The organism is Thiorhodococcus fuscus (genome assembly GCF_042682685.1).
GTDB lineage: Bacteria > Pseudomonadota > Gammaproteobacteria > Chromatiales > Chromatiaceae > Imhoffiella > Imhoffiella fuscus.
On record NZ_JBHUHX010000021.1, the window covers coordinates 102,927 to 127,972 of the forward strand.

The following is a 25,046-nucleotide window of genomic DNA, read 5'->3' on the forward strand; positions in this document are numbered from 1 at the left end:
TTGGGAACGGTTTCGGACGGATCGACTCTGAAGGGACGGCGGCCTCCACGGCCGAATCCATCGTTTAGAGAGACATTCATGCCGCTCATCATCCTAGCCTTGTTCATCGGTTTGCCGCTGATCGAGCTCTACTTTCTGATTCAGGTCGGCGGCGAGATCGGGGCGCTGCCCACGATCGCGCTGTCCATTCTGACCGCCATCATCGGTACCTGGCTGGTACGTCTCCAGGGCTTCGGTCTGTTGCTTCGCGTGCGCGAAATGATGGACCGGGGCGAGGTGCCGGCGCTCGAGGTCATGGACGGCGCACTCATTCTGGCCGCTGGTCTCTTCCTCTTGCTGCCGGGCTTTATGACCGACGCCCTCGGTTTCCTTCTGCTCGTGCCGCCCTTGCGTCGCTGGGTGATCGCCCGTTTCGTTCGGGTAGCTCCAGCCCCCCGCTACCCAGGACCGGGCCCCGATCGGGGGCCGCGCGTCATCGAGGGCGATTATCGCCGCGAGGACTGATGCTTCGCGTCTGATGCCTGTTGAGCCGCCGAGTGCGGGCGGCTCCCTCGTCTTGGATTCACGGCGGTTTTCCGTCGACGTCGATGTCGGTGGGTCGTTTCTTGGTGCGTGCCGTGCCGTTGCTCCTTTCCGATTTTCCATGCCGGTTTCTGCAAGTCCCTCGACCTGCCTGTCGACTCAAGCCTTGACACCTGAAGATTTCGCTCTACCATTAGCACTCGTTTCAGGTGAGTGCTAACAAGGTCGGGCCACGAAGTCTTAATCCTGGGCACCCATACCAACCACTTCTCAACGCTACGAGGAGATCCAACATGAATATCCGTCCTTTGCATGATCGCGTCGTCGTCCGTCGCATGGAAGAGGAGCGCACGACCGCTGCTGGCATCGTGATCCCCGATTCGGCAACCGAGAAGCCGATTCAGGGCGAGATCATCGCCGTCGGCAAGGGCAAGATCCTTGAGAGCGGCGAGGCCCGTCCCCTCGACGTCAAGGTCGGCGATCGTGTCCTCTTCGGAAAATATTCCGGCACCGAGGTCAAGCTCGACGGCCAGGAATTCCTGGTCATGCGTGAAGAAGACATCATGGGCGTCGTCGAGGGCTGAAGCCCTCCGCCCGGTCTGACATTCACCGACCCACTAATAACGAATCCAATCGAGGAATTTAGAGAATGAGCGCAAAAGACGTGAAGTTCGGCGGCGATGCCCGTGCCCGTATGATGGAAGGCGTCAACGTCCTCGCCAACGCCGTCAAGGTCACCCTGGGTCCCAAGGGTCGCAACGTGGTGCTGGAGAAGTCCTTCGGCGCGCCGACCGTCACCAAGGACGGCGTTTCCGTCGCGAAGGAAATCGAACTCAAGGACAAGTTCGAGAACATGGGCGCCCAGATGGTCAAGGAAGTCGCCTCCAAGACCTCCGACATCGCCGGTGACGGTACCACCACCGCGACCGTGCTGGCCCAGGCCATGGTGCGCGAGGGTCTGAAGGCGGTCGCTGCCGGCATGAACCCGATGGATCTCAAGCGCGGCATGGACAAGGCCGTCGAGGCCGCCACCGCCGAGCTGCGCAAGCTCTCCAAGCCCTGCACCGAGAGCAAGGCGATCGCCCAGGTCGGTACCATCTCCGCCAACTCGGACGACTCGATCGGCAACATCATCGCCGAGGCGATGGAGAAGGTCGGCAAGGAAGGCGTCATCACCGTCGAGGACGGCACCTCTCTGCAGAACGAGCTGGACGTCGTCGAAGGCATGCAGTTCGATCGCGGCTACCTCTCGCCCTACTTCATCAACAACCAGCAGAGTCAGAGCGCCGAGCTCGAGGCCCCGTACATCCTGCTGCACGACAAAAAGATCTCGAACATCCGTGATCTGCTCCCCGTGCTCGAGGCCGTCGCCAAGGCCGGCAAGCCGCTGCTGATCATCGCCGAGGACGTCGAGGGCGAGGCCCTGGCGACCCTGGTCGTCAACACCATCCGCGGCATCGTCAAGGTTTGTGCCGTCAAGGCTCCTGGCTTCGGCGACCGTCGCAAGGCCATGCTGCAGGACATCGCCATCCTGACCGGCGCCACCGTCATCTCCGAGGAAGTCGGTCTGTCGCTGGAGAAGGCCACCCTCAACGATCTGGGTACCGCCAAGAAGGTTCAGGTCGGCAAGGACGAGACCACCATCATCGATGGTGCCGGCTCCGAGCAGGACATCCAGGCCCGTTGCGAGCAGATCCGTGCTCAGGTCGAGGAGACCAGCTCCGATTACGATCGTGAGAAGCTGCAAGAGCGTCTGGCCAAGCTGGCCGGCGGTGTGGCCGTGATCAAGGTCGGCGCCGCGACCGAGATCGAGATGAAGGAGAAGAAGGCACGCGTCGAAGACGCACTGCACGCGACCCGCGCCGCAGTCGAGGAAGGCATCGTCCCCGGTGGTGGTGTTGCCCTGGTGCGCGCCATCGCGGCCGTCAAGGACCTCAAGGGTGCCAACCACGATCAGGACGTCGGCATCGCGATCGCTCGTCGCGCGATGGAAGAGCCGCTGCGTCAGATCGTCTCCAACGCCGGTGAAGAGCCGTCCGTCATCATGCACAAGGTGTCCTCCGAGGGTACCGGCAACTACGGCTACAATGCCGCCAACGGCGAGTATGGCGACATGGTCGAGATGGGTATCCTGGATCCGACCAAGGTCACCCGCTCCGCGCTGCAGAACGCCGCTTCGGTCGCTGGTCTCATGATCACCACCGAGGCCATGATTGCCGATGAGCCCAAGGACGACGCCCCGGCAATGCCGGGCGGCGATATGGGCGGCATGGGCGGTATGGGCGGCATGGGCATGATGTAAGCCCAGGTCTCTCGGCCTGAAGTCGAAAAGCCCCGCCTCGGCGGGGCTTTTTTCGTTTGAATGTTGGCGGCGATCGAGCGCTCTGAGTCACTTTACCGAGACCTCTGCGGCTCGGGCGCTTTGTTCGAACCCTATAATGGCTCGATCGCGTTTCCTGGTTCGATATCCGCCGCGCAGTCGTGCCGCGAGGAGGTGTCTTGGATTGCTCTGCCTTGAATGCCGCGTTCGGCATCCCCGGTACGCTACGCTTCGCCGAGGGGCGGGGCGGTTTGACGATGATCGAGATCGCCAATCCGCTGGCGACGGCGACGCTCACGACCCAGGGCGGACAGCTGCTGGCCTACCGTCCGAGGACGGCGAGGGACGATCTGCTGTTCGTCGGCGAGCGCGCCCATCGCTCTCCAGGGCTGGAGATCAAGGGCGGCGTGCCCATCTGCTGGCCCTGGTTCGGTCGCGATCCGGCGGATCCCGGACGGGTCATCCATGGGTTCGCCCGTCTGTTCGAGTGGTCGCCGACGCTCTGCGAGACGTGCGCGGATGGATCGACCCGAGTCCGGATGCAGCTCGTCTCGGACGAGCGCACGCGCTCGGCTTGGCCGCATGAGGTCGCGTTGGAGGTGGAGATCCGGGTCGGGACGACGCTCTCGGTCGCTCTGACCACGCGCAATCTCGACGCCTCGGTGCTGCACATCACCCAGGGGCTGCATGCCTATTTCAGGATTGGCGATCTGGCGCGGCTGCGGGTCGAGGGTCTGGACGGCTGTTCCTATCTGGACTATGCGGCCGATGCGCGGGAGCGGGTTGTCGTCCAAGTCGGCGACCTGGGTGTGGCTGGCGAGGTCAATCGCATCTATGAGTCCGTGCCATCGCGTCTGAGTATCCTGGATCCTGGGCTCGGGCGGCGTATCTGGATCCAGGGGTACAACAGCCGTACCTGCGTGGTTTGGAATCCCTGGATCGAATCGGCGCGCGCCATGGAGGATCTGGACGATGACGACTACAGGCGTTTCATCTGTGTCGAGACGGTCAATGCCGCGTCCGAGGTGATCGAGATTCCACCCGGGGGCGAGTTCACACTGGCCGCCGACTACCGCATCGAGGAGCTCTGAAGATGTCCAGCAACGAGACCAATCCAGTCGATCCGGCAATGGAGTCCCATTGGCGCGATTGGCTGGCCTGGGCCGATGAAAATGGCGTCATGGTGCCCGCAGACGCCGACTTCGTTCGGATCCGTGCGCGGGTGTGGGATGCGAGCGAGTACGTTGCCGTCTCGGTGCTACGTCATCCCGAGGAATTCGCCGAACTGATCGCGAGCGGTGATCTGGCGCGTCCCTACGAGGCGGGCGATCTGGATGCGCGTCTGGCGGCGGCCCTGGTCGAAGTCGAGACTGAGCCGGCCCTGCACAAGGCGCTGCGGCTGTTCCGGCGTCGCGAGATGGTTCGTATCATCTGGCGCGACATCGGCCGGCTGGCGCCCCTCGCGGAGACGCTGGAGGACCTGTCCGAACTGGCCGATGTCTGCATCCGTCGCACACTGGATCTGCTCCACGACTGGACCTGCGCGGAGCTCGGGACTCCGCGCGATCCAGAGGGGCGGGCGCTGCGGATGGTCGTGCTGGGCATGGGCAAATTGGGCGCGCGCGAGCTCAATCTCAGCTCGGACATCGATCTCATCTTCGCCTTTGCCCACGGTGGCGAGGTCGAGGGCGGTCCGCGTGTCTTGAGCAACGAGCAGTTCTTCGTGCGATTGGGTCAGCGTCTGGTCCAGGCGCTGGCGACCAAGACCATCGACGGCTTCGTCTTCCGTGTCGATACGCGTCTGCGCCCGTTCGGAGAGGTCGGCCCGCTGGCCATGAGCTTCCAGGCGATGGAGGATTACTACCAGTCCCAGGCGCGCGAGTGGGAACGCTATGCCATGATCAAGGCGCGTGCGGTGGCGGGCGACCCGGACGATGTGGACGCTCTCATGGGGATGCTGCGGCCCTTCGTCTATCGGCGCTATCTGGATTTCGGGGCCTTCGAGTCCTTGCGCGATCTCAAGCAGATGATCGTCAAGGAACTCCATCGGCGTGGCATGGAGGGCAACATCAAGCTCGGGCCGGGCGGTATCCGCGAGATCGAATTCATCGGTCAGGCGTTCCAGCTGGTGCGCGGCGGTCGCGACGCGGATCTCCAGGTGCGACCTATTCTCCAGGTGCTCGCCCTGCTGGCCGAGCGTGAGCTGATGCCGACCGAGGCGGTCGCCCAGCTCGACGCGGCCTATGGTTTTCTGCGTCTGGTCGAGAACCGCCTCCAGGCCCATCGCGACAAGCAGACCCATACGCTGCCGGAGGACGATCTGGGTCAGGCGCGTCTTGCCCGCTCCATGGGCTTCTCCGACTGGGCCGCGTTCGCGGCGGTTCTGGAGGAGCACCGCCGTTTGGTGCAGGGGCATTTCGATCATGTCTTCGCCGCGCCCGTGAAGGAGCCGGACAGAGGCGGTTCCGCCTGGGTGGCGCTCTGGAACGGCGATCAGGACGAGACGCGGGAGCTGTCGATTCTGGAGGACGCCGGATTCGTCGATCCGGCGGCGGCGCGCACTCGGATCGAGCACTTTCGCGACGGCACGGCACGCAAGGGGTTGAGCAGTCGCGGCCGCGATCGTCTCGCCCAGCTGATGCCGCAGGTGCTGCGGATCGTCGCCGGATGCGATCAGCCCGATGCCGCGCTGGGTCGCGTGCTGCTGGTGCTGGAGGCGGTGGCGCGCCGGACCGCCTATCTGGCGATGATGATCGAGCATCCCAGCATCCTCTCGCAGCTTGCGCGTCTCGCCAGCATGAGCCCCTGGTTCACCGACAAGATTCAGCATCATCCGTTGCTGCTCGACGAACTGATCGACCCGCGCCGTCTCTACGCGCCGCTGCGCCGCGATGAGCTGGAATCCGAACTCGACGCCTTGCTCGCCCATGTCGACGCGGAGGACCTGGAACAGCAGATGGAACGTCTGCATCAGTTCGCCCAGGGCAACATGCTGCGTGTGGCGGCGGCCGATCTGACCGAGGTCATTCCGCTGATGGTGGTGAGCGACTATCTCACCGAAATTGCGGAGGTGGCGGTCGGGCGCGTGCTGGAGCAGGCCTATACGCATCTGAGCGCTCGCCATGGCCATCCGACGTCCATTCTCGGCGAGACGACGGGGTTCCTGGTTCTGGGTTACGGCAAGCTCGGCGGGATCGAGCTCGGGTATGGGTCCGATCTGGATCTGGTGTTTCTGCATGGCACCGAGTCGATCAACGCCATGACCGACGGGCCAAAAGAGATCAGCAACGAGCAGTTCTATGCCCGGCTCGGTCAGCGCATGATTCACATGATGACCACCCAAACGGCCTCAGGGGCTCTCTACGAGGTCGACATGCGTCTGCGTCCCGACGGCGCCAAGGGCATGCTGGTGCGCTCGATCGGATCATTCGCCGCCTATCAGGCGTCGGAGGCCTGGACCTGGGAGCATCAGGCGCTGATCCGAGCGCGTCCGGTGGCGGGCGATCCGGCGCTGATGCTGCGCTTCGCCGAGGTGCGTCGCGCGATCCTCTGTCGCGAGCGCGACCCGGAGCGGCTGCGCATCGAGGTGCGCGACATGCGCGCCAAGATGCGTACCACTCTCGACAAGACCCGCGACGGCCGGTTCGATCTCAAACAGGGCGCTGGCGGTATTGCGGACATCGAGTTTATGGTTCAATACGCTGTCCTGCGTTGGGCGGCGGCGTACCCAGCGCTTGTGGACTGGACCGACAATATCCGTTTGTTGGAAACCCTGGCGCGGCTCGATCTGTTGCCGGGGCAGGCCGCCGAAGATCTCGCCGAGGCTTACAAGGCACTGCGCGCGACCTATCATCGGGGCGCGCTGCAGGAGCAGCCCAAGACCATCCCCGTCGACCAACTGCTGGCCGAACGCGAGCGGGTCCGAACCCTATGGCATGATCTGATGGAAGACGGATCGGTACTGGACGCGTGACTGCGCCGCAGAACCTCTCGAAATTATCGAGCCCGAGAGTGACTCGGGCAAAGTGGAGTTGAACAATGGCGACGATGGCTGACCGTGACGGCCTCATCTGGCTGGACGGCGAAATGGTGCCCTGGCGTGAAGCCAAGACCCACGTACTCACCCACACCTTGCACTATGGCATGGGCGTCTTCGAGGGAGTCCGGGCGTACCAGACGCCGAAGGGCGCGGCCATCTTCCGTTTGCAGGAGCACACCGACCGTCTCTTCAATTCGGCGCACATTCTGGGCATGCCCATGCCCTGGGACCGCGAGACCCTGAACCAGGCCCAGCGCGACGTGGTGCGCGAGAACGGTCTCGAGTCTGCCTACATTCGTCCCATGTGCTTCTACGGTGCCGAGGGCATGGGGCTGCGCGCGGACAACCTGAACGTCCACTGCATGGTGGCGGCCTGGTCCTGGGGCTCCTACCTGGGCGAGGACAACATGCGCAACGGTATCCGCATCAAGGTGTCCTCCTTCACCCGCCATCACGTGAACATCACCATGTGTCGGGCCAAGGCCAACGGCAATTACATGAACTCCATGCTGGCGCTCCAGGAGGCGCAGCGTGACGGGTATGACGAGGCGCTGTTGCTCGACGCCTCCGGATATGTGATGGAAGGCAGTGGCGAGAACGTCTTCATCGTGCGCGACGGCGTGCTCTACACACCGGATCTGACCTCGGCGCTGGACGGCATTACCCGTCGAACCGTGATGACGCTGTGCGAGGAGTTGGGTCTGAAGGTGGTCGAACGGCGTATCACGCGCGACGAGGTCTATATTGCGGACGAGGCCTTCTTTACCGGAACGGCCGCCGAGGTGACGCCGATCCGAGAGATCGACGGTCGGGCGATCGGTGCTGGTACCCGTGGTCCCATCACCGAGCGTTTGCAGACCCTCTATTTCGATCAGGTCCACGGTCGGCGCGATCAGCATCCGGAGTGGCTGGCGCTGGTCTGACGCCATGCCGGGTCGTGGGACGTACCCCGTTCCGCGACTGATTCATCCATCATGCCGAATCGACGCCGTTCGCCGCATGCGGCCGGCGTCGATTCCGCTCGGGGGTTCGGCCATCAGCACATACGAGGGAGATCCAAGATCATGACCAATCCAGCCATTGCCACGCAGTCCGAGCAGTCGCCGATCCAGGTCGTCCGCGAGGATCTGCCGTTGTCCTGTCCACGGCCCGAGGCGCCCGTGTGGAACATGCATCCACGCGTCTATCTGCCGATCGAGGACGAGGCCGACCGGACCTGCATGTGCCCCTATTGCGGGGCACGGTATCAGCTGGTCGACTGAGTCTTCGTCATTCGGCTCAGGCTGCGGCGCGTTTCTCGCGCCGTTTCAGCCAGACCTCCAATCCCTGTGAATTGAGCTCGGTGTCGAGCGTCAAGAGTTCGCGAATCCGTGCGTTCTCGTAGTCGACGCCGTGCGCGCGTGCGCCCTCGATCAGATACTGGGTGATCGCTGTCTTGAGCCGCTCTCTGCGCTCGGGGTCGTCCCGACCCTCCTCGACGAGCGCCAGGCTCGCCAGATCGCGGATGCTCTGACGCAGATCGTCCACCAGGGCGGCCGGGTTCTCGACCGGACCGTAGTGGGTCAGGTACATCGCCTGGGGCTCGAAGGCCATCAGCTTGTCGAGGCTCGCCATCCAGGCGTCTGGGTCGAAGGCGACTGGCGTCGCCGGTGCGAACATCCAGGGTCCTTTGCCGGTCTCGAACTCGCGATAGGCGATGCCGAAGGTGTCTCCGGTGAAGAAGCCCTGCGTGACCGAATCCAAGATGCAGCCGTGATGATTGGCGTGTCCCGGGGTGTCGACGAAGGTCAGGGTGCGGCTTCCGAGCGCGAAGGTCTGGCCGTCCTCGGCGGCGATCACCCGTTCTTCGGGCACCGGTATCAGCGTTCCATAGTCCTTTTCGAACCCTTCCTCGCCATAGACCGCAGTGGCTCCGGCGATCAGTTTGCTGGGATCCACCATGTGCCGTACCCCGTTGGGGTGCACCACCAAGCGGGCGTTCGGGCAGGCCGCCATCAGGCGTCCCGAGCCTCCGGCGTGATCCAGATGCACATGGGTTGGGATCACGTAGTCGACATGCTCGGGTGTCAGCCCGATCGCGGCGATGACGCCCAATAGGCCTGGGGCCGTGTGGTCCGTGCCGGTGTCGACGAAGGCCAGTCGATCCTCCGAACATATGAGATAGCAGGCCGCGAGACCGTGCCGGTAGAGACCGGTCTCGATGCAATAGATGCCGTCGGCGATCTGCTCGAAAGGTGCGTGCTGCATGACGATGGCTCCAAGGCGTGTGGGCGATGCGATGCGATCGCCCTGAGGTCATCCGAAATGGCCGGTCAGTCTAAACGAAAGAATGGGGGCGGCGGCATTTTCTGGCGGCGTTTGAGAGTTGGCTTCCGCCTGAAAGGTTCCTTGGTTGCGCAAACCCGACGTTTTCGTTTTGCTATTTTTTGGATTGCTTCTAGGCTTCTATCTTGAGGATTGAGAATGCGACCTAGATCGTTGCGCTCGCTCCCATCCCGCCGCAGTTCCAACAATAAGCAGATACGATTAGGAGGAAACCATCATGAGCAGCCTCGGGCTCGTCTATCGCCCCGTTTTTTCTGGTGTTTCGAGATCCGCTCGTATCGGTCTGGATCATCCCTGGCAATGGCTCGCCAAGGGATGGCGCGATCTCCAGGCCGCCCCCGTCTACAGCCTGACCTATGGGGCAGGGATCGTGCTGCTCAGCATCGCGCTGACCTCGGTCATGATCCTGGGGCATCTGACCTTTCTGGTGCCGTTCCTGGCCGCTGGCTTCTTCCTGGTCGCCCCGCTGCTGGCGATCGGTCTCTATCGTATGAGCGCGAACCTGGAGCGCGGGCAACCGCTGACGCGTTGTCAGGCGCTGGATGCCTTCAGGCGCAATCAGGGGCAGTTGGGGATGCTGATGGGGATCCAGTTCCTGATTCTTCAAACCTGGATGCTGGTGTCGGTCGTACTGGTGCTCATGCTCTATGACGACACCTTCCCGACCCTGGACGATCTTTTTCCCGCGCTCTTTCTGTCGGGTGAGCACACCCTTATCCTGTTGGCGGTGACCCTGCTCGGAGCCCTGTTCGCGGCGGGCGTCTTTTGCATCAGCGCCATCACCGTTCCCATGCTGATCGACCGTCGAGTCGATGTGCTGACCGCGATGCGCAAGAGCGTCGAGGTCGTGCGCGAGAACTGGGCGGCGATGCTGCTGTGGTCGAGCCTGATCGTGCTGATCGTCGGTGCCGGGCTCGTCACCTTCTATCTGGGTCTATTCGTCGCCGTCCCACTGGTCGGGCACGCGACCTGGCACGCCTATCGCGATCTGGTCCCGAGCGACTGATCGGGAGGAATTCGAACCGCAAAGGCGCGAAGGACGCAAAGGGAGTCATTGAGATTCTTCGCGTTCTTTGCGCCTTCGCGGTTCGAATGTTCTGCATTGTCGGATCCGGCATCAGTTCGGGTCGAAGCGGTAGCCGAGCAATTCGATGTCGCGGGCGAAGTGCTGGGCGACCAGCTCGGCGGTCGCGTCATTGTAATAGCCGCGATAGTCCTGTTTGCGGTCCTTGGCCTGACGCGCGTGGGGTAGGGCGATCGGCTGGATGCCGATGCGTGCGCAGGCGATCTCGAAATCCTGATGCAGACTCTCGTAGCGGCCGATGAAATCGACCAGGATGCGTCCGCGCAGATCGACCAGGTAGTCGGTCTGTAGGGTGATGGAGGTGTCGATGTGGTACTGGTAGGGACGTTTGGGATCCAGCTTCCAGCGCAGGAAATCCTCGAAGGTCTCTCGTCCGCCGAGATAGTGCGGTCGCTCGCGTCGGATATGGTGGAAGGAGCTGACCTGCAGGTCCCAGGGATTGCGCACGAAGGCGAACTTGAAGAGTCCGTCGAAGTATTCCTTGGGCAGCAGTTCCTGGGCGGCGATCACCTTGGCGTGACGCGGTAGCTTGCTTCCGATGCGATGCCCGCTCAGATGGCTGAACCGGCTGCAGAGAAACATGGGGTAGTACCAAGGGTCGCGCCAACGCATCCCTTCGAGCGCCTTGCGGACGCTGGTACCGCCGGTCTTGGCGATGTGGACGAACAGAAATCGGTATTTGGGTGACAGCAGCATGCGAGTGGGTTTCGTTCAGGTCTTTTTCTTGGCGCGCGGATGGGCCTGGTCATAGACCTGCGCCAGGTGTTGGAAATCCAGGTGGGTATAGATCTGGGTCGTACCGATGTCGGCATGGCCGAGCAGTTCCTGCACCGCGCGCAGATCCCCCGATGATTCGAGCAGATGGGTGGCGAAGCTATGTCGGAGCAGATGCGGGTGCAGATGGCGGGTCGCGTCTCGTTCCTGCGCCCACCGATCCAGGCGTTTCTGAACGGTGCGAGGGTTGATTCGTGTCCCTCGACTGCTGACGAAGAGCGCCGGTTCGTCCTGATTCGCGAGGTTGGCCCGCACGCGTAGCCAGGATTGGATCGCCTCGCGCGCCTTGGCACCGACCGGAAGGCGTCGTGTCTTGCTGCCTTTGCCGAGGACCGAGAGTTCGCCCTCGTTCATGTCGATCTCGCCGAGATTCACTGCGACCAGCTCGCCCAGGCGCAGTCCGGAGGAATAGAAGAGTTCGATCATGGCGGTATCGCGGATCGCCAGCAGTTCGTCCTCGGGACGATTCAGCAGGGCGCATAGCTGGTCCGCGTCGAGCGTGGCGGGCAGCTTGCGCGGCGTCTTGGGTGCGCGCACGCCAATCGCCGGGTTGATCTTGGCGAGCCCCTCGCGTAGCAGCCAGCGGTAGAGGCTGCGGAGGCTGGAGAGCTCGCGCTGCAGCGTCTTGCCCGAGGCTCCGTTGCGGTGACGCCAGGCGACGTACTGGCGCACGTCAGGTTCTTGAAGGTAGTCGATCGCTCGATCGAGATGGGTGGCGGACCAGCCCGCGATCTGCTCCAGGTCGCGTCGGTAGTTGGTCAGCGTATGGGGCGAGAGTCGGCGCTCGCTGCCGAGATGGCCGATGAAGGCGTCAATATGGGCGAGCGATTCCGCCCGAACGGGAGAGTCTGTCGAGTCGTCCGATTCGGAGGGGCTTGCGCTGGATACGTCGGGCGCTGTCATGCGCGGGCCGCTGGTTTCAGTGTCGATCGGTGTCGCTGGACGGAAGCGAGCGGAGCTTGTGGCTGACGACTTCGCCGAGCCGATCGAGGAAATCGGTGCCCATGTCCGGGTGGAAGCGCTCCGGGTCCGAGCTGCCGATCGCCAGCACGCCAGATTGGGTCTCGGTTTGAATCGGGATCAAGGCCGCCGCCTCGATGCCGGTGGCCTCTTCGCCGAACAGCAGGGTTGCCTTTTCACTGTCCACTGGACCGCAGAGCGCGTGCTCGCGGTCCAGAAATTCATGGAAGGCTGCGATCAGGGGATCGGGGCGTGGATCCTCAGCGCTCGGAACGATCGCGAACAGGCGGATCGACACCGCTTCGGCATGGAATTCGCGCAGCATGGCATCCTTGAGGATATCGCACAGATGGTCGGCATCCTTGGCCGAAATCAGTTGCAGTACGAGTGCGTGCAGGCGGCTGGCGAGCGTCTCGTATTCACGGGCGCGCGCGATGAGATGCGCCAGACGGTTGCGGTCGGTCTCCAACTGCTTGCGCAGGACGCGGACCTGATATTCGATGAGCGAGGTGGCTCCGTCGATGAGGTGCGGGACCTGAATCGCGGCAAGGATGTCCGTTCGTCGCTCGAAGAAGGATGGGTTGCGTAGCAGGTAGTCGCTGACTAGAGGTTCGAGGTCAGGATCTTCCGGTGCCGCATGCTCGGCTTGCTGACGATTCACGCTTGGCCTCTTATCGCTCGATCTCGCCGTGGAAGACGGATTCGGCTGGTCCGGTCATCCAGAGTGTCTCTCCGGGGCCAGGCCACTCTATCATAAGATCTCCGCCCGGTAATTTGACCTGGACCCGGTCTTCGAGCAATCCGCGCATCTGGCCGCTGACCATGGCCGCGCAGGCGCCGGTTCCGCAGGCGAGCGTCTCGCCCGCACCGCGCTCGAAGACGCGCAGACGGGCATGGCCTGGATCCAATATCTGCATGAAACCCACGTTGACGCGTTGCGGAAAACGCGGGTGGATCTCGATCAGTGGTCCTAGGCGCTCGACCGGAGCCCGGTCGACATCCTCCACCAGCAGAACCGCGTGCGGGTTCCCCATGGAGACGGCGCCGACGGTCAGCCGACGGTCATCGACCTCCAGCTCATAGGCGCTCGCCTGGGTGTCGGCGATGAAGGGGATTCTGACCGGCTCCAGGATCGGCACGCCCATGTCGACCCGGACCTGATCGTTGGGTCCGAGATAGAGACGGATGGCGCCCGCCGCCGTGCCGACAGGGATCTCGTCCTTGTCGGTCAGGCCCCGGTCGCGGACGAATCGGGCGAAGCAGCGCGCGCCGTTGCCGCACTGCTCGACCTCTGATCCGTCGGCGTTGAAGATCCGGTACTGGAAATCGGTGTCGGGCAGTCGTGGCGGCTCGACCAGCAGGACCTGATCGCAACCGACCCCGAAGCGGCGGTCGGCGAGGTGGCGAATCCAGGTCGGATCCGGATCGATCGACTGGGAGATGGCGTCGAAGACGACGAAGTCGTTGCCCAGCCCCTGCATCTTGGTGAAACGTAGTTTCATACCGGCAGTCGCCCCATCACGGCCAGGTGACGGTCGCTGACGACGGCGACCTCAAGGCAAGACAATCCCGCCTCTTCGAGTTGCTCGGTGACTTCCTTGGGCTCGAAGGCCGCGAATAGCGAATTGCGGAAATCGGCGCGCAGGATCTCGGGCTCGCCGTCGGCATAGGTTGCGACCAATGCCTCGATCCAGGCGGCCGAGCTCGGTCGCATCAGGTCCATGACCAGGACCGGCGCGCCAGGCTTGGCGGTTGCCCTGATGCTCTGCCAGAGCACCTTGGGGTCGGGCAGGTGGTGCAGCAGGCTGTTGGAGAGCACCAGATCGTAATGCCCGCTCGGCAGTTGTGCCGAGGGGATGGTGTCGTGGATCAGACGGCAGCGCGAGGCGATGCCCGGCAGCTTGTCGAGCGTCTCCTGGGCCAGGTCGAGCATGGGCTGCGAACCGTCGAGCGCGTCGCAGCTGGCGTGCGGGTAGGCACGCAGGAAGCGGGTGACGATGTCGGCCGGGCCGCAGCCGATATCGAGCGCGGTCGCGCCCTTGAGCGAGCCCAGATCGAGACGTTTCAGCAGCTCGATGAAGAGGCTGTTGGATGCGGCGAAATCGGCCTTCGCATAGGCGCGCGCCTGGTCGGCGGAGTCCATCAGCTCGGGTTCGGGGCGGCGCTTCACGGCAGTGTCCTTTCTCCGGCGAAGAGGCTGGCGATCGTCTCGCGCTCGCGCACCAGATGGGCTTCGGCGCCGTCGACCATGATCTCGGCCACCCGGGGGCGGCTGTTGTAGTTGGAGCTCATGGTGAAGCCGTAGGCGCCGCTGCCGCGCACCGCCAGCAGATCGCCCGCGCTCAGCGGGAGCAGGCGCTCCTTGCCGAGGAAATCGCCGGTCTCGCACACGGGACCGACCAGGTCGTAACGGGTCGGGTCGGCATCGCTTGCACCGACCACCCGGACGATGTCCTGATTGGCCTGATAGAGCGCCGGCCGCAGCAAGTCGTTCATGGCTGCGTCCAGGATGGCGAAATGGCGATGATCGGTGTGCTTGAGATACTCGACGCGGGTTAGGAGAACCCCCGCGTTGCCGGAGATGGCGCGTCCGGGCTCCAGGATGACCTCGTAGGGACGCTCGGCGAGCCGGTAGCTCATGGCTGCGGCATAGGCGGCGGGTTCGGGCGGCTGCTCCTCGCAATAGCGAATGCCGAGTCCGCCGCCGAGATCGAGATGCTCGATGGCGATGCCGGCGGCGCACAGCCGGTCGGCCAGGAGCAGCACGCGGTCCAGCGCGTCGACGAACGGCGCCAGGTCGGTCAGTTGGGAGCCGATGTGGCAGTCGATGCCGCAGATGTGGATGTTCGCCAGCGATGCGGCCTGGGCATAGACGGATTCGGCGACGCGGATGTCGATGCCGAATTTGTTTTCCTTCAGTCCCGTGGAGATGTAGGGATGGGTCTGGGCGTCGACGTCCGGATTGACGCGCAGCGAGATCGGCGCCTTGAGCCCGAGCTCGCCGGCGATGCGGTCGATGCGCAACAGCTCGGGTTCTGACTCGACGTTGAAGCAGCGGATGCCGACCTGCAGCGCACGCCGGATCTCGTCCTCGCGCTTGCCGACGCCGGAGAACACCACCTTAGCTGGGTCGCCACCGGCGGCCAGGACTCGTTCCAGTTCCCCGCCCGAGACGATGTCGAACCCCGAGCCGAGCCGGGCCAGGACGTTCAGAACGGCCAGGTTGGAGTTGGACTTGACGGAGAAACAGACCAGATGCGGATGGTCGCGGAAGGCGCGGTCGAAGGCGCGCCAATGGCGTTCGAGCGTGGCCTTGGAGTAGACGTAGCAGGGCGTGCCGAAGCGTTCGGCGATCTCTGTGAGTGGCACGTCCTCGGCGTGGAGGATGCCGTCGCGTTCGTTAAAATGATCCATTGGGCGTCGGGTCAGCGCTAAAGGTTGGGCTTAAAGTTGATCGGGCTGGGGTCCAGACGTACTCGGTGCCGCAGGTGCGGCCGGGACGTCCGATTCCTTCCCTCCGTTTTGTGCGGGGGCGTCCTCGGGCAGATAGAGCGGCCCCTTCTGACCGCAAGCGCCAAGCATGCTCAGAATCCCGAGCGTCGTGACGAGGGCGATGAAAAGGTAACGGACCCAGCAGAACATGGGGCACCTCGTGCTGAAGGGGTGTAACCGAAGGCGGCAGTATACATCCCGAGACGTGCTCAGGGGCTGGACTTGGTCGCGGAAGGATTCGCCTCCAGCGCACGGTAGCGTGCGAGCGGTGCACCTGCGGTCGAGAGCAGGGTGAGTCTGCGTCCATCGATATCGAAGCCGGCGACCTTGCCGAGCGCCGTCGCGTAGGCGCTCGCCTGCTCGGCCCGTCCATCGGTCGTGGGGCAGGCGACGCGGGTGGTGGCGATCGGTCCGATTTGGAGATGTGTCTCATCCGAGAGATAGCCGCTCATATAACGGTTGCATCCATTCGAGCCGCCGAGCACCCCGGTGCCGAGAAAGGTCAGGTCGATTCCGGCGCCCCTCAGTGGCGCGATCAGGGTCCCGGAGCCGTCGTCGTAACCCTCCAACTGCCACACATGCCCGACCAGCGGCGAATGGCTCGCGGCTCTGAGCTCCAGGACCTGGTTGCCTTCGGTGTCGAGCATCAGCAGTCGGTCGCCCTCGATGCGGTAGGCGGCGACCAGAGAGAGCGCGGCGAGGACGTGGCGCTCCTGGAGCATCAGCGGCTTGCTGCAGGCCTTGCGGGTCGTTGCCATTCCCATGTCGAACGCGAGATTCGCAGAGTCGTTGCGGTAGGCGCCCGAAATCTGGTTGCAGCCAGTGCTGCCGGACATCTGTCCCGACTGAAAGCGTAAATAGGCCGGCTTGGCGTCGGTCGAAATCTTGGCGAAACCATCGTCCGTGCCGTAACCGACCAGCTGCCAGGCGATGTTCTCGATTCCAGGGTTCGGCAGGGCGGGCGGTGTTGCTGTATCTGGCTCGGCCGCGAGTACGGCCTGTACGAACAGGCCGAGGGTGGCGCTGGTTAGTGTGCGTGCGATGGGTGAAAGCATGCGACTGGATTTCTCCATTGGCATTGGACCGGGCTGGTGAGGGTTGCAGAATTCGTGTGGTTCAAGTTGCTTTACCGACATGAACCTCTACAATTTGGCGCTTTTTGGGCCGAGCCGCGTCAATGCAACCCGATCAGATCGACGCCGATCAAAGACTAAGCGATCAGAAGGCCGCGCCACTGGTTTCCGTCATCGTTCGGACCAAGGATCGGCACGACACGCTGCAGTATGCCCTGGATTCCTGCGTGCGGCAGGACTACCGACCACTCGAAGTGGTGCTGGTGAACGATGGTGGGGCGGACGTCTCGGATCTGCTCTGTGTGCTTGCTCCTAGCGGTATCAAGACTCGGCTCATCTCGCATCCGTCCAGTCTTGGTCGTTGTGCGGCCGGAAACGCCGGTCTCGAAGCGGCCAGTGGCGACTGTCTCATCTTTCTCGATGACGACGACTGGTTCGAGCCGGATCATATCCGGCATCTCGTCGAGTCGCTGAGCGACGGCTCCAATCGCTTGGCCGCCTATGCAGGCGTCAGCTATCGTGAGTCGCCCGAGGCGTCCGAGATCCATCGCTTCAACTCCGAGTACGATCCGGTCGCCCAGCGTCTGGAAAACCGCATCCCCATCCATGCCGTCCTCTTCAGTCGCCGTCTTCTGGATCTGGGGTGTCGCCTCGATTCCAATCTCGATGTCTTCGAAGACTGGGATTTCTGGCTGCAGTGCGCCCGCTACACCGAGTTCGTTCATGTCGACCGTGTCAGTGCCGGCTATCGGGCCGGCGGTGGTTCCAATGCCGGCTGGGGGCAGAGCGCGGAGCGCGTGGCGCAGGCTCGGCAGCGCCTGTTGGCCAAGTGGAAGGACCTCTGGAGCGCCGAGGAGCTCGATCAGGCGTTGCGCTGGGCGCAGGACCGGCTCGCCGAGACGCAGGAGCAGCTCGGCAAGGCGATGGAGGACCATCGTGATCTGCATGAAACGCATCTAACGCTGCACGATGCACATTTGAAGCTTCATGAGGAGCATCAGGCCCAGGATGAGGCATGCCGTGGTTTGGTTGAAGCGCACGAGTCGCTGGCGAGCCAGCATCGCGATTTGATCGAGGCTCATCGGAATCTGGAAGGATTGCACGGCAGCTTGAGTCAGGCACACCGTTTACTGCGTACCGAGCACGGCGATTTGCTGGAGGCGCACAAACGGGTTCAGTTTCGCTACCAGGAGGTCGAGCAGGCCTATCGGGCCACCCTGGCCTCGACTAGCTGGCGCCTGACCTGGCCCTTGCGCGCGGTGAGTCTGGCTGCGCAGCGGACGCGGTCCGGTGTGCGCGCGGTGCTCGGGCCGCTACCTGTTCTGGTCGCGACCCTGCTCGAAGCCCGCCGAGTGGCCGGCGGCTGGAGACGGCTGACGGTTAAGGGGGTGGTGCGGCTGCGTCAGGATGGGCTGTCCGGTTTCGGGCGGCGCGCACGATTCCACATGCTGCGGCGCAGCCCAACCAAGCTGCCCCAGATCGCGTCCGAGGATGCGCCCGTCTTCTGCCCTTCCGGCGAGCAGATGGCCGTGTTACCCGCGTTTCGTTGTGGAATCATGGTCCATGTCTATTTCACGGACCTCTTTCCCGAACTCTGCCGCTATCTGGCGCGGATGCCGATTTCCTACAGACTCATGATCTCGGTGACCAGTCAGGAGGCGCGCGCCGCTGTGCTCGAACAGGGCCGGGTGCTCGGCTCGCATGCCGAGCTCAGCGTCAAGGTGGTTCCCAACCGAGGGCGCGATATCGCCCCTTTGCTGGTCGCCTTCGGCGACGAGATTGCCGAGCTCGACATCGTCGGCCATATCCATACCAAGAAGTCGAGCTATACGGGGTCGTCGCGTTTCGGCGAGGACTGGCGGCGCTATCTGCTCGACGCCATGCTGGGCGACGGCCGTCGGGTGTGTGCTGCACTGGCCCAATTCGCGGCGGATCCCGGAGTCGGGATCATCTATCCCGAGACCTTTCCGGGGCTGCCCTATTGGGCACACACCTGGTTGTCGAACCGTACTCATGGTGGCGAGCTGCTCGCGGCGATGGGTCATGGCGACGTCGATTTCGGCCAGTACATCGACTATCCGGCCGGATCCATGTTCTGGGCGCGCACCGAGGCACTACGTCCGCTCTTGGATCTGGGGCTGACCCTAGCCGATTTCCCACCGGAGCAGGGACAGACGGACAACACATTGCATCATGCCGTCGAGCGCTGTCTCGGGTTCGCAGCGGCGGCGGCCGGTTTGTCGCGACGTCTCCAGTTCCTAGAAGAGGGGCGTGTCTGTTTTCGCTCCTACAGTCCCTTCGTGCTGCAGCAGTATCACCCGGGGGCCCTGGCCGAACGCATGCGCTTGGTCTGTACCGGCGATCGGGTACTGTCGTTCGATCTGTTCGATACCCTGCTGGTGCGGCCTTTCGCCCGTCCAGAGGCGGTCTTCTGGATGCTGGAGGAGCGAATCGAGCGCGCCTTCGGATTGGTCGATTTCACCGCGAAGCGCCGTCAGGCTGAATCGGTTGCGCGCTCGCGGCTCGCGCCCGGAGAGGATGTCGGAATCGAACGGATCTATGAGGTCATGGGGGAGTTGGAGTCGCTCGATCCCGCCCTGACGCGACAGGTGCTCGACTTGGAGGTGGCCACAGAGCAGGCGTTGCTGATGGCGAATCCAGTGGCCGTCGATCTGCTGCGCGAGCTCCATGACCAGGGACGTCGTCTGCTTCTGGTCTCCGACATGTATCTGGGCGAGTCCTATCTGCGTCCGGTGCTGCGGCGTCTGAAATTGGATCTCTTCGATCGCCTCTATGTCTCGGCCGATACCGGGCGTCGTAAGGATCGCGGCGATGTCTGGGAGTATCTGCTCGATCAAGAGGGGATCGCCAAGGAGCAGCTCCAGCACGTCGGGGACAACGAGCACTCCGACGTTCAGGTCCTGGTCGATCGCGGTTTCCCCCATCCGCTTCACCTGATGCGCCCGGCAGCGTTGCTGGGCGTCGTGCCGGGCGGCCAGGCGTTGATCCAGGTCCTCAGGCGCCGCTTGTCCTGGCGCAACGAACTCGTTCTGGGTCTGATCGCCAACCGTGTCAGCCGCTCGCTGCATGCGGGCGGCGTTCCGCACCAACCGTTCGCCGATCCGCGTGTATTCGGTTATGGACTGATTGGGCCGATCGTCTTTGTTTTCATGGCCTGGCTGATGCGACGGCTCCAGCAGGACCAGGTGACCTCGGTGCGATTCCTGAGTCGTGAGGGCTGGCTTCTGGACCGTCTCTACCGGCGGATGTGCGAGCATCCAGCCGTGCGCCAGGCGCTGCCCGACTTGCCGCCCAGCCAGTATTTCTATTGCTCCAGAAGCGTGGTCGGGCTGGCCGCGATTCGTCAGGAGGCGGATTTCGCGATCCTGCTGGGCTCGCATTATGACGGGAGCTTGCGCCAATTGCTGGGCGCGAGGTTTGGACTGCGCGACCTGGGACCGTTCACTGCTAAGCTGGGCGAAACGGCGCTCGATCAGGTCTTCCGATTGCCGGAGGATCACCTTGAGATCCTCTCCATCTTGCGTCGCTGTTTGCCGGAGATCCAGGCCGAGTCGACCCAACTCAGTGAACTGATTCGAGACTACTGGGCCGAGTCGCGAGTTGCGGACGACCGGATTCCGGCGCTCGTCGATATTGGTTATTCGGGTACCATCCAGCTTGGTCTGATGCGGACGCTCGATGAGCCAATGAACGGTTACTACTTCGTCACCAACGCCTCGGCCGGGCGCGTGGTCGAGCGCGGTGGTCGCTGCGACGCCTGCTTTGGCAACCTGCTGCCGTTGGAGCAGATGAACGATGAAACCATTCATCGTTACGCGTTGGTGCTTGAGGCGCTCATGACTTCGCCGGACGGCCAGCTGGCTGGCTTTGATCGGGTCGAGGGGCGGCCGGAGCCCAGGTTCAAACCTGCTGGAGCCGCGCAGCGTCAGTTCGCTACGTTGGAGTGCATCCACGAGGGTGTGCTCGACTATTGTTGCGATGTCATGGATGTTCTGGGGGCCGATTTCATCCGGGATGGTTGGGACCTGGCCGCCATATCCGATCTGCTTTCGCTGGTTGTGACGCGCCGGCTCGACATCGGATCCCTCGAAGAGGCGCTCTCGGTTGAGGATCAATATTGCGGGAATCAGGAGCTCTCGGTGCTCGACTTCTACGATCAACAGAGAGCGGGCGCCGGTGGGGCCTGAGGATTCGTCGTCCAAGATCGAGGCGAACTCATGCGAGGCGCTGGAGTCGGTCGCCGTCATCGTGGTCGATTACCATGGCGGCGACCTCTTGAGGGACTGTCTCGCCGGTCTTGCACGCCAGACGCGGCGTCCGGACCGGATTATCCTCGTCGATAATGGCGCTGACGAGGCGGTTTCGCCGATACCGCATCCCGATTATCCCGAGATTTTGCTTTTGCGTCCTGGGTATAACAGTGGTTTTGCGCGCGCTAACAATTTGGCGCTGAACGAGACATCTGATTGTCGTTGGGTTGCCCTCTTGAATCCTGACGCGGTTCCAGACTCGGGCTGGCTGGAGCAATTGCTGGCGGCGGCCCGTCGGCATCCCGAGGCTGCCGCTTTCGGTAGCCGCATGTACTCCGACGATTCGCGCACCCGGCTGGACGGCACTGGCGACGTGATGCACGTTTCCGGTTTGGTTTGGCGCCGGGATCATGAGCGCCCTGCCCATGGGTGTCGGCTTGAAGGTGGCGAGGTCTTTTCGCCTTGTGCGGCTGCGGCGCTGTACCGCCGCGAACTCTTCGAGCAACTCGGTGGTTTCGACGAGGATTTCTTTTGCTATACCGAGGATGTGGATTTGGGGTTTCGCATCCGTCTTGCCGGCTATAGCTGTCGATACGTACCGCAGGCGCAGGTGCTGCATTCGGGGTCGGCTTTAGCGGGCGTCAAGAGCGATTTCGCGCTCTATCACGGTCATCGCAATCTATTGTGGCTCTTCGTCAAGAATATGCCTTGGCCGATGTTGTTGGTTTTTGCCCCGCTGCATCTGCTCATGCATCTTGCGGTAATCCTGCGATATCTGCCATGCGGAAGGGGTGGGCTGCTGTATCGGGCCAAGCGTGACGCACTGCTCGATCTCCGGCGCCATTGGCGCAAGCGGGCCTCTATCCATGCCGGGCGCAAAGTGGGGTTGCTGCGGCTCACTCGATCCATGTCGCTCTGGTGAGCGCGGCTGCTCGGATGATTCGCGGGTGTCGCCTTTTGCGGCGGCCTCTGGTATAGGAGATTTCTCCGCATCTGTTTGAGAGTGGGGCCGTTTCGCGCGTCGTGCGTCGCAAAAGCCTTTGATCCGAATCCTTTCGATTCCAGGAGACGAATTGATCCTATGGCGCTCCGCACCTACCGACTGACCATCCTCGGCGTGTGGGTTTTGCTGCTCTGGACGGCTGGTCGCGCTTGGGCTGGCTCTGGTCCGCTCACCTTGGAGGGGGTCTTGCAGGGGGTGACTGACCAACCTGGAGCATCGGTCTCAAGCGAGCTGTCGGCGCTTTTCCCGCGTCGCCAATCGCTGTATCTGGACTGCGATCGCTTGGCCTTCGCCGAAACCACCGCGACCGATCCCGCTCGAAGTCAGCCGCTATTCGCCGTGCTGGCGCCGCTCGCGGCACGCCAGTTGGACGTGATGGAGCGTTTCCTCGATGTTCTGCTCGCAGATGAGCGCTTTGCTGCGGAGAGCGAGGCGATGGCCGTCGCCTACGTGCAGTTCGATCGGGCGAAGGCGCGTGCCGAACTGGGGCAGTATTCCGAGTTGAGCGTCTTGGAACTGGAGAGCGTGTATCAAAAATTCCTGCATCGTCGTACGGCCAGCGAGATCGGGCAACAGCAGACCCGAGCCTTGCTTGCTGCGTCGCTTGGCGACGTCGGCGAACTGCCTCGTGATCTGGTCGTGCCGAACCTGCCGCCGATACCCGAAGCGGTGCCCGCATTCGATGAACTCCGTTCCAAGACCTCTGCCGCTACCGAATCCGGGTCCTTGATGAGCGGGCGAGACGAGGCCGAGCGTCTGCTCATTGAGCGCGAGCGTGATCAGCAGCTGTTCGATTTACTGCTGCGGTTGAAGTTGCTGGACGCTGCGATGCGGCGCGTCCGCGTCGAGTCGTCGTGGAACGACCTTCGGCTCGATCGAAGTCGCACCCTCTATGAGCAAGAGGTCACGGCGGATCTGGGGTATTCCATGAGTCAGCAGACCCAGAGCCGATTCGAGGAGCGGCGTGTCGCCTATTGTCGATTCCTGACCTGGGCTGAGGTCCGGGCGCTGATCGGCGAGCCGGTTTGGACAGCAACCACCGAGGGTCCGTAAGCTATGCGCCATTCGTCGATCGCCTGCCTGCTGTTGTTCGTGACCCTTGAGGCCGATGCGGGGCCTGCCTTGAAAGCCTGGCTCGAATGGGTTCACGAGGTCGAGATGCGCGTGGTCGAGAACGGCGTCGTCGAAGACGTTCAGGTTGCCGCCGGTCAGCACGTCAAGGCGGGTGATCTGCTGCTGCGCATGGATCAACGCGAGGCCAAGGCCCAGTTGCTGGAGGCCCGTGCCCGTGTGGCGCGCGCGCGGGTTGCCGGCGAGAAGGCCGAGCGCGAGCTGAAGCGCTCGCAGGAACTGTTCGATCGCGGGTTGATCGCCATCGAGGAACTGAAGGACACCGAGTTGGCCCAGGTGGCGGCCATTGCCGAGATGGAGGCCGCGAAGGCGGCCGAGGAATCCAGGTCTGTCGCGCTGGAGCGCACGGAGTTGCGGGCACCTTTCGATGGCATCATCGTGGCCCGTCAGGTCTGGAACGGTGCGGTGATCTACAAGACGCTCCAGCAAGAGCCGCTCATCGTCATCGCGCCGGACGGGCAGATGTTGGCTCGGGCGCTGGTGACGGCCAATGTTCTACGGACCTTCAAGCCGAAACAACGGGTTCAGGTGAAGGTCAATGGCTCGATTCGCAACGGGCGGGTCTACAGCCGTGGAGTTCAATCGGTTCGCGTCGAGCTGGAGGGGGCCGTCTATTACCTGGACATCCTCTTCGACGTGAATTCCAATGAGTTGTTGCGTCCGTCCGAAACGGTCCAGATCCTGACTCCCTGATTGGGGTGTTAGCTCTTCGTTGAAGGCCGGTTCCACGTCGTGATCGGAGCGCACATTGCAAGGCCTCGCTTGAGGCCATCAGCCGCTAGAAGGGCATCTGCATGCAATTTATCGATTTGAAGACTCAGTACGCCAGGATCGAGAAGGATGTGAGGGCTCGGATGGATGCCGTCCTGAGTCATGGCCAGTTCGTTATGGGGCCAGAGGTCCAAGAGCTGGAGGAGCGTCTCGCCGATTTCGTCGGGGTCAAGCATTGCGTCTCGCTGTCGAGCGGAACGGATGCTCTGCTGGTTGCCATGATGGCGCTCGAAATCGGGCGCGGGGACGAGGTTATCACCACGCCCTTCACCTTCATCGCAACCGGGGAGATGATCGCGCTGCTGGGTGCGCGTCCGGTTTTCGTCGACATCGATCCGGTGACCTACACGATCGACCCCGAGCGTCTCGAAGCTGCCATGACCGGGCGGACTCGCGCCATCATGCCGGTGTCGCTCTACGGTCAGTGCGCCAACATGGATGCGATCGATGAGATCGCTCGGCGTCACAATCTGCCGGTGATCGAGGATGCGGCCCAGAGTTTCGGCGCCCTCTACAAGGGACGGCGCTCGTGTGGGCTCTCGCAGATCGGCTGTACCTCCTTCTTCCCGGCCAAGCCGCTCGGAGCCTATGGCGATGGCGGTGCCTGCTTCACGGATGACGAGGGACTCGCCAAGGCGATGCGTGAGATCCGCAACCATGGCCAGGATCGTCGCTATCATCATCCGAGGCTTGGTATCAATGGGCGTCTGGATACGCTGCAGGCTGCGATACTGTTGTCCAAGATGGATATTTTTCCCGACGAGGTCGAGGCGCGGTCGCGGTTGGGAAGCCGTTACAGCGAGTTGTTTCAGGAGCGTGGCGCCGTTTCGAGCGCCGTTGGTGGGGCGGGGCTGCTCACGCCTTATGTTGGACCGGAAAACCTGTCCGTCTACGCCCAATATACGATCCAGGTTCCCAAGCGTGATGCGGTCGTGAAGCAGTTGCAGGACTCGGGCATTCCCACTGCGGTGCATTACCCCGTTCTGCTCAACGACCAGCCTGTTTTTCATGTCTCCACGCAAGCGGGCTCCACCCCGGTCAGTGCCAGCATCGCCGAGAGCGTGCTCAGTCTGCCTATGCATCCCTATCTGAGCGAAGCGGCTCAGGTCGAGGTTGTGGATGCCGTCGTGCAGGCGGTGGAGGCAGTCTCGGGCGACGCCTAAAAAAGAATGCCTCGAAGGGTCTTGACAGTCTGCCTGGAATCGCTAGAATACGCCGCTCTGCTGAGGGAGCGGCGGGAAAGCGGGAACGGAATCGGGCGGTACAGGAGGTGCTGCAGAC

The 25,046-nt window shown here is 63.1% G+C and carries 22 protein-coding genes; 13 read left to right on the forward strand and 9 right to left on the reverse strand.

The window, feature by feature from the left end; genetic code table 11:
- The first annotated feature begins 78 nt into the window (after nt 1-78).
- The 7 genes from ACFSJC_RS10355 to ACFSJC_RS10385 all read left to right on the forward strand — a co-directional run bounded on the left by ACFSJC_RS10355 (nt 79) and on the right by ACFSJC_RS10385 (nt 8,143).
- Entirely contained in the window at nt 79-504 is a 426-nt protein-coding gene (locus ACFSJC_RS10355; RefSeq protein ID WP_386026357.1) for an FxsA family protein, read from the forward strand.
- Between the two features lie 311 nt (nt 505-815).
- The gene (groES, locus tag ACFSJC_RS10360; RefSeq protein ID WP_007038794.1) at nt 816-1,106 is read left to right on the forward strand and encodes a co-chaperone GroES; all 291 of its coding nucleotides are present in this window, start codon (nt 816-818) and stop codon (nt 1,104-1,106) included.
- A 65-nt stretch (nt 1,107-1,171) separates the two neighbouring features.
- A complete protein-coding gene (gene groL / locus ACFSJC_RS10365) occupies nt 1,172-2,824 on the forward strand; it encodes a chaperonin GroEL (protein WP_386026359.1) in 1,653 nt (550 codons plus the stop codon).
- A gap of 212 nt (nt 2,825-3,036) precedes the next feature.
- Nucleotides 3,037-3,933, forward strand: coding sequence for a D-hexose-6-phosphate mutarotase (locus ACFSJC_RS10370; protein WP_386026360.1), 897 nt, complete (start codon nt 3,037-3,039; stop codon nt 3,931-3,933).
- 2 nt (nt 3,934-3,935) lie between these two features.
- Nucleotides 3,936-6,815, forward strand: coding sequence for a bifunctional [glutamate--ammonia ligase]-adenylyl-L-tyrosine phosphorylase/[glutamate--ammonia-ligase] adenylyltransferase (gene glnE, locus ACFSJC_RS10375; protein ID WP_386026362.1), 2,880 nt, complete (start codon nt 3,936-3,938; stop codon nt 6,813-6,815).
- A gap of 65 nt (nt 6,816-6,880) precedes the next feature.
- Nucleotides 6,881-7,804: a branched-chain amino acid transaminase gene (locus tag ACFSJC_RS10380; protein WP_386026364.1), complete on the forward strand. Its 924-nt coding sequence runs from the start codon at nt 6,881-6,883 to the stop codon at nt 7,802-7,804.
- 141 nt (nt 7,805-7,945) lie between these two features.
- Nucleotides 7,946-8,143: a zinc-finger domain-containing protein gene (locus ACFSJC_RS10385; protein WP_386026366.1), complete on the forward strand. Its 198-nt coding sequence runs from the start codon at nt 7,946-7,948 to the stop codon at nt 8,141-8,143.
- Nucleotides 8,144-8,159: 16 nt separating this feature from the next.
- Here ACFSJC_RS10385 and ACFSJC_RS10390 read toward each other — a convergent pair whose 3' ends face one another.
- Nucleotides 8,160-9,128 (reverse strand): MBL fold metallo-hydrolase, encoded by a 969-nt coding sequence (locus ACFSJC_RS10390; RefSeq protein WP_386026368.1) that lies wholly within the window; start codon nt 9,126-9,128, stop codon nt 8,160-8,162.
- Nucleotides 9,129-9,423: 295 nt separating this feature from the next.
- Between ACFSJC_RS10390 and ACFSJC_RS10395 the strand changes: the two genes are divergently transcribed.
- The gene (locus ACFSJC_RS10395) at nt 9,424-10,212 is read left to right on the forward strand and encodes a DUF2189 domain-containing protein (protein ID WP_386026369.1); all 789 of its coding nucleotides are present in this window, start codon (nt 9,424-9,426) and stop codon (nt 10,210-10,212) included.
- Between the two features lie 111 nt (nt 10,213-10,323).
- Here ACFSJC_RS10395 and ACFSJC_RS10400 read toward each other — a convergent pair whose 3' ends face one another.
- The 8 genes from ACFSJC_RS10400 to ACFSJC_RS10435 are packed head-to-tail and all read right to left on the reverse strand — an operon-like array spanning nt 10,324 to nt 16,571.
- Complete coding sequence (locus tag ACFSJC_RS10400) at nt 10,324-10,986, reverse strand: sulfotransferase family 2 domain-containing protein (RefSeq protein WP_386026371.1); 663 nt, start codon at nt 10,984-10,986, stop codon at nt 10,324-10,326.
- Between the two features lie 15 nt (nt 10,987-11,001).
- On the reverse strand, nt 11,002-11,967 hold the full coding sequence (gene xerC, locus ACFSJC_RS10405) for a tyrosine recombinase XerC (protein WP_386026373.1): 966 nt from the start codon (nt 11,965-11,967) through the stop codon (nt 11,002-11,004).
- A gap of 16 nt (nt 11,968-11,983) precedes the next feature.
- Nucleotides 11,984-12,685 (reverse strand): DUF484 family protein, encoded by a 702-nt coding sequence (locus ACFSJC_RS10410; protein ID WP_386026375.1) that lies wholly within the window; start codon nt 12,683-12,685, stop codon nt 11,984-11,986.
- 10 nt (nt 12,686-12,695) lie between these two features.
- Nucleotides 12,696-13,526 carry a diaminopimelate epimerase gene (gene dapF / locus ACFSJC_RS10415; protein WP_386026377.1) on the reverse strand — a complete coding sequence of 277 codons (831 nt, stop codon included), beginning with the start codon at nt 13,524-13,526 and terminating at the stop codon, nt 12,696-12,698.
- A complete protein-coding gene (locus tag ACFSJC_RS10420; protein WP_386026379.1) occupies nt 13,523-14,194 on the reverse strand; it encodes a class I SAM-dependent methyltransferase in 672 nt (223 codons plus the stop codon). Before ACFSJC_RS10420 ends, dapF begins: the two co-directional genes overlap by 4 nt.
- The gene (gene lysA, locus ACFSJC_RS10425) at nt 14,191-15,438 is read right to left on the reverse strand and encodes a diaminopimelate decarboxylase (RefSeq protein WP_386026381.1); all 1,248 of its coding nucleotides are present in this window, start codon (nt 15,436-15,438) and stop codon (nt 14,191-14,193) included. The genes ACFSJC_RS10420 and lysA overlap by 4 nt, the downstream gene beginning before the upstream one ends.
- Nucleotides 15,439-15,468: 30 nt before the next feature.
- On the reverse strand, nt 15,469-15,666 hold the full coding sequence (gene lptM, locus ACFSJC_RS10430; protein ID WP_386026383.1) for an LPS translocon maturation chaperone LptM: 198 nt from the start codon (nt 15,664-15,666) through the stop codon (nt 15,469-15,471).
- Nucleotides 15,667-15,725: 59 nt separating this feature from the next.
- Complete coding sequence (locus ACFSJC_RS10435) at nt 15,726-16,571, reverse strand: META domain-containing protein (RefSeq protein WP_386026385.1); 846 nt, start codon at nt 16,569-16,571, stop codon at nt 15,726-15,728.
- Nucleotides 16,572-16,693: 122 nt separating this feature from the next.
- On the opposite strand from ACFSJC_RS10435, the gene ACFSJC_RS10440 reads away from it, so the two are divergent.
- The 5 genes from ACFSJC_RS10440 to ACFSJC_RS10460 all read left to right on the forward strand — a co-directional run bounded on the left by ACFSJC_RS10440 (nt 16,694) and on the right by ACFSJC_RS10460 (nt 24,928).
- Nucleotides 16,694-20,797, forward strand: coding sequence for a rhamnan synthesis F family protein (locus tag ACFSJC_RS10440; RefSeq protein WP_386026387.1), 4,104 nt, complete (start codon nt 16,694-16,696; stop codon nt 20,795-20,797).
- Nucleotides 20,787-21,782: a glycosyltransferase family 2 protein gene (locus ACFSJC_RS10445; protein WP_386026389.1), complete on the forward strand. Its 996-nt coding sequence runs from the start codon at nt 20,787-20,789 to the stop codon at nt 21,780-21,782. The genes ACFSJC_RS10440 and ACFSJC_RS10445 overlap by 11 nt, the downstream gene beginning before the upstream one ends.
- Before the next feature lie 159 nt (nt 21,783-21,941).
- Nucleotides 21,942-22,916, forward strand: a complete 975-nt coding sequence (locus ACFSJC_RS10450; protein WP_386026391.1) for a TolC family protein — start codon at nt 21,942-21,944, stop codon at nt 22,914-22,916.
- Between the two features lie 3 nt (nt 22,917-22,919).
- Nucleotides 22,920-23,687 carry an efflux RND transporter periplasmic adaptor subunit gene (locus ACFSJC_RS10455; protein ID WP_386026393.1) on the forward strand — a complete coding sequence of 256 codons (768 nt, stop codon included), beginning with the start codon at nt 22,920-22,922 and terminating at the stop codon, nt 23,685-23,687.
- Nucleotides 23,688-23,788: 101 nt separating this feature from the next.
- A complete protein-coding gene (locus tag ACFSJC_RS10460; RefSeq protein ID WP_386026395.1) occupies nt 23,789-24,928 on the forward strand; it encodes a DegT/DnrJ/EryC1/StrS family aminotransferase in 1,140 nt (379 codons plus the stop codon).
- Nucleotides 24,929-25,046 lie beyond the last annotated feature (118 nt).

Excerpts from the sequence above, each read along its gene's own strand:
- ACFSJC_RS10355 (WP_386026357.1), top strand. The coding sequence starts at position 79 with ATGCCGCTCATCATCCTAGCCTTGTTCATCGGTTTGCCGCTGATCGAG.
- groES (WP_007038794.1), top strand. The coding sequence starts at position 816 with ATGAATATCCGTCCTTTGCATGATCGCGTCGTCGTCCGTCGCATGGAA.
- groL (WP_386026359.1), top strand. The coding sequence starts at position 1,172 with ATGAGCGCAAAAGACGTGAAGTTCGGCGGCGATGCCCGTGCCCGTATG.
- glnE (WP_386026362.1), top strand. The coding sequence starts at position 3,936 with ATGTCCAGCAACGAGACCAATCCAGTCGATCCGGCAATGGAGTCCCAT.
- ACFSJC_RS10380 (WP_386026364.1), top strand. The coding sequence starts at position 6,881 with ATGGCGACGATGGCTGACCGTGACGGCCTCATCTGGCTGGACGGCGAA.
- ACFSJC_RS10385 (WP_386026366.1), top strand. The coding sequence starts at position 7,946 with ATGACCAATCCAGCCATTGCCACGCAGTCCGAGCAGTCGCCGATCCAG.
- ACFSJC_RS10390 (WP_386026368.1), bottom strand. The coding sequence starts at position 9,128 with ATGCAGCACGCACCTTTCGAGCAGATCGCCGACGGCATCTATTGCATC.
- ACFSJC_RS10395 (WP_386026369.1), top strand. The coding sequence starts at position 9,424 with ATGAGCAGCCTCGGGCTCGTCTATCGCCCCGTTTTTTCTGGTGTTTCG.
- ACFSJC_RS10400 (WP_386026371.1), bottom strand. The coding sequence starts at position 10,986 with ATGCTGCTGTCACCCAAATACCGATTTCTGTTCGTCCACATCGCCAAG.
- xerC (WP_386026373.1), bottom strand. The coding sequence starts at position 11,967 with ATGACAGCGCCCGACGTATCCAGCGCAAGCCCCTCCGAATCGGACGAC.
- dapF (WP_386026377.1), bottom strand. The coding sequence starts at position 13,526 with ATGAAACTACGTTTCACCAAGATGCAGGGGCTGGGCAACGACTTCGTC.
- lysA (WP_386026381.1), bottom strand. The coding sequence starts at position 15,438 with ATGGATCATTTTAACGAACGCGACGGCATCCTCCACGCCGAGGACGTG.
- lptM (WP_386026383.1), bottom strand. The coding sequence starts at position 15,666 with ATGTTCTGCTGGGTCCGTTACCTTTTCATCGCCCTCGTCACGACGCTC.
- ACFSJC_RS10435 (WP_386026385.1), bottom strand. The coding sequence starts at position 16,571 with ATGCTTTCACCCATCGCACGCACACTAACCAGCGCCACCCTCGGCCTG.
- ACFSJC_RS10440 (WP_386026387.1), top strand. The coding sequence starts at position 16,694 with ATGCAACCCGATCAGATCGACGCCGATCAAAGACTAAGCGATCAGAAG.
- ACFSJC_RS10450 (WP_386026391.1), top strand. The coding sequence starts at position 21,942 with ATGGCGCTCCGCACCTACCGACTGACCATCCTCGGCGTGTGGGTTTTG.
- ACFSJC_RS10455 (WP_386026393.1), top strand. The coding sequence starts at position 22,920 with ATGCGCCATTCGTCGATCGCCTGCCTGCTGTTGTTCGTGACCCTTGAG.
- ACFSJC_RS10460 (WP_386026395.1), top strand. The coding sequence starts at position 23,789 with ATGCAATTTATCGATTTGAAGACTCAGTACGCCAGGATCGAGAAGGAT.